Source organism: Streptomyces sp. NPDC054840, from assembly GCF_053611065.1.
Genome location: NZ_JBSGZP010000374.1, coordinates 1 through 7,293 on the forward strand (window position 1 = coordinate 1; position 7,293 = coordinate 7,293).

A 7,293-nucleotide genomic window follows, 5' to 3' on the forward strand; every position below is an offset into this window, starting at 1 on the left:
GCGTACCCCGACCGGCGGTGCCCCGCGAAGTGGCACCGCCGGCACCGCCGGCCCGGCCGGGCGGCTGGTGAGCATCGGCACGGTGCTCACCACGCTGCGTGACGAGTTCCCCGAAGTCACCATCTCGAAGATCCGTTTCCTGGAAGCGGAGGGACTCGTCGAGCCCCGACGCACACCTTCGGGATACCGCAAGTTCAGCACCGACGACGTGGAGCGGCTCGCTCGCATCCTGCGTCTGCAGCGCGACCACTACCTGCCGCTGAAGGTCATCCGCGAGCAGCTCGACGCGCTCGCCCGCGGCGAACAGATCCGTATCCCGGCGCCCGGCGCGCTCGGGGCGCCGACCGATCCGTCCGGACCGGCGGCCGTCTACGGCGAAGTGGGGCGGGAGCGCTCCACGGTGGCCCGGGTGGGCCGTGCCGAGCTGCTCGCGGCCGCCGGGGTGGACGAGGTTCAGCTGGTCGAGTGGGAGTCGTACGGGCTGCTCTCCGAGGGGGCGGACGGCGGATTCGACGCCGAGGCGGTGACGGTGGCCCGGTTGGTGGCCGACCTGGGCCGCTTCGGGCTGGAGCCGCGCCACCTGCGAGCGATGAAGGCCGCCGCGGACCGCGAGGCTGGGCTGGTGGAGCAGGTCGTGGCACCGCTGCGCAGGCATCGCAACCCGCAGACCAGGGCTCATGCGGAGGCCACCTTGAAGGAGCTCGCGGGGCTCTCCGTACGGCTCCACGAGGCCCTCGTGCAGACCGCTCTCGGGGTCCGGCTGCCCTGAGGTGGGGGGCCCGACTACCCAAACCTGCCGAGCAGGTCCTAGGGTTGCTGTGTGAACGAGCTCGACGTTGTGGGTGTCCGGGTGGAAATGCCCTCCAACCAACCGATCGTGCTCCTGCGTGAAGTGGGAGGCGACCGGTACCTCCCCATCTGGATCGGTCCAGGGGAGGCGACCGCCATTGCCTTCGCACAGCAGGGGATGGCCCCTGCCCGACCGCTGACGCACGACCTGTTCAAGGACGTGCTGGAGGCGATCGGCGAGGAGCTCACCGAAGTCCGGATCACGGATCTGAGGGAGGGCGTCTTCTACGCGGAGCTCGTCTTCGCCAGCGGGGTCGAGGTGAGTGCGCGACCTTCCGACGCCATAGCCCTCGCCCTGCGGACAGGGACGCCGATCTACGGCAGTGACGGCGTGCTGGACGACGCCGGAATCGCCATTCCGGACGAGCAGGAGGACGAGGTGGAGAAGTTCCGCGAGTTCCTTGACCAGATCTCGCCGGAGGACTTCGGTACCGGCCCGCAGTGAGATGTCGGCCGCGTCGTCCTCGGGGATCTTCAGCGCATTCGATTAGCCTTTCCCCGCAAAGGGATACGGGAAACCACTCTCAGGGTGATTATCACTCGGCGTGCCGAGTGTGGCGATCGTTGACGCACCCCTGGTGACTGCCTACCTTCAAGGTGGGCAGGTCGAGGACGGAGGGTCGGCGTGAGGATCACGGGCGACGGTACGACCGGGGGTACCCCCGTACGGAGTGAAGCAGGGCCGTACCCGCTGCACGGCGGTGCGGTCGGTTCCGCGCGCCGTCAGCCGGAGTCGACGCCGGTCGGGCCGGTGAGCGGTGACCCGGAGCCCGAGCAGGTCGGATACCGCGGGCCGACGGCGTGCGCCGCGGCCGGCATCACGTACCGGCAGCTCGACTACTGGTCCCGGACCGGGCTGGTGGAGCCCAGCGTGCGGGCCGTGTACGGGACGGGGACGCAGCGGCTCTACAGCTTCCGCGACGTCGTGGTCCTCAAGATCGTCAAGCGGTTCCTGGACACCGGGGTGGCGCTGCAGAACATCCGCACGGCCGTCCAGCATCTGCAGGACCGCGGGTTCTCGGACCTCGAACGGATGACCTTGATGAGTGACGGCGCCACCGTGTACGAGTGCACCTCGCCGGATCAGGTCGTGAGTCTGCTCCAGGGCGGGCAGGGCGTCTTCGGCATCGCCGTGGGCGTGGTGTGGCGCGACGTCGAGAGCGCGCTGTCGCAGCTGCACGGGGAGCGTGTGGACACCGGCGAGACTTTGGTCCGGCACAACCCCGCGGACGAGCTGGCCGCCCGCCGCAACCGGGCCGTCTGACCCGAGCCGAGACGTTGTCGGTGGCGTAGGGCAGCATCGGGCTGTGAGAGCCGCGCCGACCATCCTGCATCTGGACATGGATGCCTTCTACGCCTCCGTGGAGCAGGCGTCGAAGCCGAGCCTGCGGGGCAAGGCCGTCATCGTCGGCGGCCTCGGGCCGCGCGGGGTCGTCGCCACGGCTTCGTACGAGGCCAGGCGCTTCGGGGTGCACTCCGCGATGCCGATGGGGCAGGCGCGGCGGCTCTGCCCGAACGGCGCGTACCTGATTCCCCGCTTCAGTCTCTACCGGCAGGTCAGCGACGTGGTGATGGCCATGCTGCGGGAGCTGTCGCCCCTGGTCGAGCCCCTGAGCCTGGACGAGGCCTTCGTGGACCTGGAGGCGGGCGGGGTGGCCTTCGACTCGCGCGGCGCGCGGGAGACGGGGGAGCGGCTGCGGGCCGACATCCTGGGCGCCACCGGGCTCAGCGCGTCGGTGGGGCTGGCCGGGTCCAAGATGCTGGCCAAGGTGGCCTCCGAGGAGGCCAAGCCGGCCGGGCTGCTGCTCATCGAGCCGGGGACGGAGCGCGAGCTGCTCGCGCCGATGTCGGTACGGACCCTGCCCGGGGTGGGGCCGGCCACGGGCGAGCACCTGCGCCGGGCCGGGATCACCACGGTGGGGGAGCTGGCGGAGGCCGGGGAGGACGAGCTGGTCCGGATGGTCGGCCGCTCGGCCGGTGCCGGGTTGTACCGGATGGCGCTCGGGCTGGACGACCGGCCGGTGGTCGCGGAGCGGGACGCGAAGTCGGTGTCGGTGGAGGACACCTTCGACGTGGACCTGCACGACCGGGTCAGGATCCGCGGCGAGGTGCAGCGGCTCGCCGACCGGTGCGTGCAGCGGCTGCGGGATTCGGGGCACTCCGGGCGCACGATCGTGCTCAAGGTGCGCCGGTACGACTTCTCCACGCTGACCCGTTCGGAGACCCTGCGGGGGCCCACGGACGACCCCGGGGTGGTGCGGGAGGCGGCGGCTCGGCTCCTGGAGGGCGTGGACACCACGGGTGGGGTGCGGCTGCTCGGAGTCGGGGTCAGCGGGCTGGCGGACTACACGCAGGAGGACCTGTTCGCGCAGTCGCTCGCGGCTGAGCCGGACGGGTCGGACGGGTCGGCCAGGTTGGTAGGGACCGATGGGACGGACGGGGTCGAGGGGACGGAGCGGACGCAGGGGGCCGGAGGGGAGGCCGTGGCGGCCGGTGTCGCCGGGGCGGAGGCCGAGGGCGCCCACGGGGCCGCGGAGCCGCCCGGGGAGCCGGAGCAGGCCCCCGAACGACGGTGGACGGCCGGGAGCGACGTGCGGCATGCCGTGTACGGGCCCGGTTGGGTGCAGGGCAGCGGGGTCGGGCGGGTGACCGTGCGGTTCGAGCAGCCCGGATCGGAGCCCGGCCGGGTGCGGACCTTCCGGGTGGACGACCCGGAGCTGGAGCCGTCCGATCCGCTGCCGCTGGTGGGGGACGACCCCGGGGGACGGCCCGGCTCCCCTTAGCTCTCGTCACCCGCCAGGCGGCCGAAGTCGCGGTTGAAGTCCGCCGGCAGGGTCGTGTCCAGTCCGTAGTGGTGGTACAGCTGCAGCTCTTGTTCGGGGGAGAGGTGGCGCCCGACACCGAAGTCCGGGGCGTCCCTGATCAGGGCGCGTTCGAAGGGCACCCGCAGGGTGTCGCCCACCAGCTCGCTCGGCTCCAGCGGGACGAACACGTCCCGGCTGAAGAGCCCCGTCCGGACCGCGGCCCACTCCGGGACGCCCGTGGCATCGTCGAGGTAGACCTCGTCGATCGTGCCGATCTTGGTGCCATTGCGGTCCAACGCCTTGCGGCCGATCAGGCTGCGCGGATCGATGTCGGTCTGCACGGTCCCTCCAAAAGGTCGCAACTGCTCCGTAATGACTACAGAAGTGCATATCCGTAGCGCAGGCCACTCGGGGAGGGTCCAGATCCGCGCTGGTACGCTGGTGAACGGCTGTCGACCCTGTGCGGGAGAGTCCTCCGAGTGAACAAGACGGAGGCGCCGAAGGAGCAAATCCTCCCCGGAATCTCTCAGGCATACGTACCGCACGGACGAGGCCACTCTGGAAAGCAGGGCGGGTACCGGGCGCAGTGCCGGTCCCCCTCCTCACCGACGGTGAAAGCCGGATCCCCGGGAGACCCCCGTGACTCCGGTGAAACTCTCAGGTGCAGATGACAGAGGGGGAGGCCGTCCGGGTGCCCGCGCCGTGGTGCCCCTCGCAGGTCATACGACCAGGAGGCCTCCGTACATGACCGCCAACCGCATTCCGCTCTCCCAGCTGGAGCGAGGCATCCCCTTCGAACAGCGCCACATCGGCCCGGATGCCGAGGCGCAGGCGAAGATGCTCGCCCAGGTGGGCTACGGCTCCCTGGACGAACTGACCGCTGCCGCGGTCCCGGATGTGATCAAGACCGCCGAGGCGCTCGACCTGCCCGAGGCGCGTACCGAGGCCGAGGTGCTGGCCGAGCTCCGCTCGCTCGCCGACCGCAACCAGGTCCTCTCCCCGATGATCGGTCTCGGCTACTACGGGACCTTCACACCGCCGGTGATCCTCCGCAACGTCATGGAGAACCCGGCCTGGTACACGGCGTACACGCCCTACCAGCCGGAGATCTCTCAGGGCCGCCTCGAGGCGCTCCTGAACTTCCAGACGGTCGTCGCCGAGCTGACCGGGCTGCCGACCTCGGGCGCCTCGCTGCTCGACGAGGGCACCGCGGCCGCCGAGGCCATGACCCTGGCCCGCCGCGTGGGCAAGTCCAAGGGCAACGTCTTCCTGGTGGACGCCGACGCGCTGCCGCAGACCATCGCCGTCATCGAGACCCGCGCCGAGCCGATCGGCATCGAGGTGGCCGTCGCCGACCTCTCCGCCGGCATCCCGGCCGAGATCGCCGAGCGCGGTATCTACGGCGTCCTGGTCCAGTACCCGGGTGCCTCCGGTGCCGTCCGGGACATCAAGCCGGTCATCGACCAGGCGCACGCGCTCGGCGCGATCGTCGCCGTCGCCGCGGACCTGCTCGCGCTGACCCTGCTGACCTCCCCCGGTGCGCTCGGCGCGGACATCGCCGTCGGCACCACCCAGCGCTTCGGCGTCCCGATGGGCTTCGGCGGACCGCACGCCGGTTACATGGCCGTCCAGGACAAGCACGCCCGCTCCCTGCCCGGCCGCCTCGTCGGCGTCTCCGTGGACGCGGACGGCAACAAGGCCTACCGCCTCGCGCTGCAGACCCGCGAGCAGCACATCCGCCGTGAGAAGGCCACCAGCAACATCTGCACCGCGCAGGTGCTGCTCGCCGTCATGGCCGGCATGTACGCCGTCTACCACGGCCCGGACGGCCTGCGGACGATCGCGGGTCGCACCCACCGCTACGCCGCCCTGCTCGCCGCGGGTCTGACGGCCGGCGGGGTGGAGATCGTCCACGGCTCGTACTTCGACACGATCACCGCCCGTGTGCCGGGCCGTGCCGCCGAGGTCGCCGCCGCCGCCCGCGAGGGTGGGGTCAACCTGTTCCAGGTCGACGCCGACCTGGTTTCCGTCGCCTGCGACGAGACCACCCTGCGCGCCGACATCGAGGCCGTCTGGGCCGCCTTCGGCGTCACCGCCGACATCGAGGCGCTGGACGGGACCACGGCCGACGCCCTGCCCGAGGGGCTGCTGCGCTCGGACGCGTACCTGACGCACCCGGTCTTCCACCAGCACCGCTCCGAGACCGCGATGCTGCGCTACCTGCGCAAGCTCTCGGACAAGGACTACGCGCTGGACCGCGGCATGATCCCGCTGGGCTCCTGCACCATGAAGCTCAACGCGACCACCGAGATGGAGCCGGTGACCTGGCCCGAGTTCGGTCAGCTGCACCCCTTCGCGCCGGTGGAGCAGGCCGAGGGCTACCTCACGCTCATCAACGAGCTGGAGGAACGTCTCTGCGAGGTGACCGGCTACGACAAGGTCTCCATCCAGCCGAACGCCGGCTCCCAGGGTGAGCTCGCCGGCCTGCTGGCCGTCCGTGCCTACCACCGCGCGAACGGCGACGAGCAGCGCACGGTCTGCCTGATCCCGTCCTCGGCGCACGGCACCAACGCCGCCAGCGCCGTGATGGCCGGCATGAAGGTCGTGGTCGTCAAGACCGCCGACGACGGCGAGGTGGACGCGGCCGACCTGCGCGCCAAGATCGAGCAGCACCGCGACGAGCTCGCCGTGCTGATGATCACGTACCCCTCGACGCACGGTGTGTTCGAGGAGCACGTCGCCGACATCTGCGCCCAGGTGCACGAGGCCGGCGGCCAGGTCTACGTCGACGGTGCCAACCTGAACGCCCTGGTGGGTCTGGCCAAGCCGGGTCACTTCGGCGGCGACGTCTCGCACCTGAACCTGCACAAGACCTTCTGCATCCCGCACGGCGGCGGCGGCCCGGGCGTCGGCCCGGTCGGTGTCCGGGCGCACCTGGCCCCGTACCTGCCGAACCACCCGCTCCAGCCCACCGCGGGCCCGGAGACGGGCGTCGGTCCGATCTCGGCCGCTCCGTGGGGTTCGGCGGGCATCCTGCCGATCTCGTGGTCGTACGTACGCCTGATGGGCGGCGAGGGTCTCAAGCGCGCCACCCAGGTGGCGGTGCTCGGTGCCAACTACATCGCCAAGCGCCTGGAGCCGCACTACCCGGTGCTCTACACCGGCCCGGGCAACCTGGTCGCGCACGAGTGCATCATCGACCTGCGTCCGCTGTCGAAGGCCACGGGCGTGAGCGTGGACGACATCGCCAAGCGTCTGATCGACTACGGCTTCCACGCGCCGACCATGTCCTTCCCGGTCGCCGGCACGCTGATGATCGAGCCGACGGAGTCCGAGGACCTCGCCGAGATCGACCGCTTCTGCGACGCGATGATCGCCATCCGCGGTGAGATCGAGCGGGTCGCGGGCGGCGAGTGGCCGGTGGACGACAACCCGCTGGCGAACTCCCCGCACACCGCCGCGGCGCTGGGCGGCGAGTGGAACCACCCGTACACCCGGGACGAGGCCGTCTTCCCGGGCGGGGTCACGGCCGCCGAGAAGTACTGGCCGCCGGTGCGCCGCATCGACGGTGCGTTCGGCGACCGGAACCTCGTGTGCTCCTGCCCGCCGCTGGACGAGTACGACGCCTGACATGAGTGAG

6 protein-coding genes and 1 riboswitch are annotated in these 7,293 nt (G+C 71.1%); of the genes, 5 read left to right on the plus strand and 1 reads right to left on the minus strand.

Going from position 1 to position 7,293, the window contains the following annotated elements; all coding sequences use genetic code 11:
- From ftsR to ACWGIU_RS24100, 4 genes are all read left to right on the plus strand, one after another.
- Positions 1-769 (plus strand): transcriptional regulator FtsR (gene ftsR / locus ACWGIU_RS24085; RefSeq protein WP_453708967.1); only part of this gene is annotated, 769 nt, incomplete at its 5' end.
- A gap of 51 nt (positions 770-820) precedes the next feature.
- Positions 821-1,294 carry a bifunctional nuclease family protein gene (locus ACWGIU_RS24090; protein WP_030009777.1) on the plus strand — a complete coding sequence of 158 codons (474 nt, stop codon included), beginning with the start codon at positions 821-823 and terminating at the stop codon, positions 1,292-1,294.
- Between the two features lie 180 nt (positions 1,295-1,474).
- Positions 1,475-2,113, plus strand: coding sequence for a MerR family transcriptional regulator (locus tag ACWGIU_RS24095; protein ID WP_453708969.1), 639 nt, complete (start codon positions 1,475-1,477; stop codon positions 2,111-2,113).
- Between the two features lie 43 nt (positions 2,114-2,156).
- Complete coding sequence (locus tag ACWGIU_RS24100) at positions 2,157-3,632, plus strand: DNA polymerase IV (protein ID WP_453708971.1); 1,476 nt, start codon at positions 2,157-2,159, stop codon at positions 3,630-3,632.
- On the opposite strand, the gene ACWGIU_RS24105 is transcribed toward ACWGIU_RS24100, so the two are convergent.
- Positions 3,629-3,994 (minus strand): PRC-barrel domain-containing protein, encoded by a 366-nt coding sequence (locus tag ACWGIU_RS24105; protein ID WP_453708973.1) that lies wholly within the window; start codon positions 3,992-3,994, stop codon positions 3,629-3,631. The two genes, ACWGIU_RS24100 and ACWGIU_RS24105, sit on opposite strands and share 4 nt — an antisense overlap.
- A 112-nt stretch (positions 3,995-4,106) precedes the next feature.
- Positions 4,107-4,205: riboswitch (glycine riboswitch) on the plus strand.
- A 192-nt stretch (positions 4,206-4,397) separates the two neighbouring features.
- Between ACWGIU_RS24105 and gcvP the strand changes: the two genes are divergently transcribed.
- The gene (gcvP, locus tag ACWGIU_RS24110; protein ID WP_453708974.1) at positions 4,398-7,283 is read left to right on the plus strand and encodes an aminomethyl-transferring glycine dehydrogenase; all 2,886 of its coding nucleotides are present in this window, start codon (positions 4,398-4,400) and stop codon (positions 7,281-7,283) included.
- The last annotated feature ends 10 nt before the right edge of the window (positions 7,284-7,293 follow it).

Excerpts from the sequence above, each read along its gene's own strand:
- gcvP (WP_453708974.1), top strand. The coding sequence starts at position 4,398 with ATGACCGCCAACCGCATTCCGCTCTCCCAGCTGGAGCGAGGCATCCCC.